The sequence below is a fragment of the Coriobacteriia bacterium genome (assembly GCA_013334745.1).
Taxonomy (GTDB): domain Bacteria; phylum Actinomycetota; class Coriobacteriia; order Anaerosomatales; family JAAXUF01; genus JAAXWY01.
On the sequence record JAAXWY010000090.1, the window covers coordinates 1 to 1,723 of the forward strand.

Here is a 1,723-nt window from a genome sequence, read left to right on the forward strand (position 1 = left end):
CGCTGCGGCTGCCTCGTGCTTTTCGATCTTGGCGACGACCGGCGCGCACCCGGGTACGGCCGCGCGCAGACTCTCGATGTCGGCGGCGGACCGCACGAAGCTCTGGCCCACCCAATCGACACCTGCGCCCACGGCCCACGTCGCAACCTCTTTGTCGGTGGGCGTGACCGCCTCTACCGACAAAGTGACTCCGGGGACGTTGACACCCTTGTGTGCGAGCAGTTCGCCGCCGGTGACGACGCGGCACGTCACATCTCCAGGCTCCGACGAGAGCACCGCGAGCTCGATTCGACCGTCATCAATCAGGATCAAGTCATCCGCGGCGACGTCACGCCACAGCGCCTCGTGCGTCACGCACGCGTGGCCGGCATCCCCTGTACAGTCGCTGGCCAAGAGGTGAAACTCCTCGCCAGCGATGAGCACCACCCCGTCCGCGACCTCGCCCACCCTGATCTTGGGTCCGGGAAGATCCACGAGCACGCCGACCTCGCGTCCCAACGCAGCAGCCGCCGACCTGACCTCATCGAGGCGGGTCGCGAGCTCTCTGACGGTGGCATGGGCAGCGTTCAGCCGCACGACGTCCACACCGGCGCCAAGCACCGCCGAGAGAACCTCGGGGGAATCGGTCGCGGGGCCGAGCGTGGCGACTATCTTGGTGCGCCGCATGGCGCTCCTCTCTTTGTCCGGGCGATACATAGGTACCCGAAGGGCGGTCGATGGAGCCACTGTGTCGGTTCGCCCACTCGTCGGGATCTGTCGGTGCCATCCGCTAGACTGGCATGCGTGTCGCTCGATAAGCGGGCGACAGCCGCATCGAATGACGCCGGTGCCCCGCACCGCGAACCCTGTAGGAGACTGGTTTACTCACATGACCATCAACGAACCCCCGATGCCTCGGATGCGCTCACAGCGAGTCCGTCGCCGCCGCGCTGTGGTCGCTGCGTTGGTCTCGGTCGTCGTGCTCATAGTCATCGCGGGCATCGGCGCGGCCGTCGCCTGGAACATGCTCTACAAGTCGCAGCACGATGTCGCACCCGGCGCGCAGATCGAACTCGCGATCAAGAAGGGCGAGTCCTCGGCTGAGATCGCCGAGTCCCTGGCCACGGCCGGTGTCGTCGACAACGCGATGATGTTTCGCGTGAAGGCCCGGCGGGCCAAGGTCGACGGCTCACTCAAGGCGGGTACGTACAACCTCACCACCGGCATGGGCTACGAGGCCGCTATGGCCAAGCTGGCGAAGGGCCCCGACGTCGTCTACTACGACGTCCCCATCCCCGAAGGGTTCACTGCAAAGCAGATCGCGGCGCGGTTCGCCAAGCGGGCCAAGCTCGATGAAGCCAAGCTGCTCGATCTGATGCTCAAGGGTGCTCCCTTGTTCGCGGACAAGCACCCGTACCTCGAGGACGCATACGGGGACTCCCTCGAAGGCTTCTTGTTCCCAGCCACGTACCGGGTCAAGAAGGGCACGACCGAAGAGGACGTCGTGAGCATGATGCTCAACACGTTCGACAAGCGCACTGCGGACCTCGACATGTCCTATGCGGAGTCCAAGAACCTCACCATCAACGACGTGGTCACCATCGCCTCTATCCTCGAGCGGGAAGTCCGACTCGCCGACGAGTACGCATTGGTGTCGTCGGTCATCTACAACCGCCTGAAGATTCGCATGCGGCTGCAACTCGACTCGACGGTGTTCTACGGGCTGCCCGAGGGCACGAAGATC

Annotated in this window: 2 protein-coding genes; one reads left to right on the plus strand and one right to left on the minus strand. The window is 64.8% G+C overall.

Going from position 1 to position 1,723, the window contains the following annotated elements; genetic code table 11:
• Positions 1-666: pyruvate kinase (locus tag HGB10_12080; GenBank protein NTU72542.1), on the minus strand; the 666-nt coding region annotated here is incomplete at its 3' end.
• A 202-nt stretch (positions 667-868) separates the two neighbouring features.
• Here HGB10_12080 and mltG point away from each other — a divergent pair.
• The coding region (gene mltG, locus HGB10_12085) for an endolytic transglycosylase MltG (protein ID NTU72543.1) at positions 869-1,723 on the plus strand (855 nt) is incomplete at its 3' end.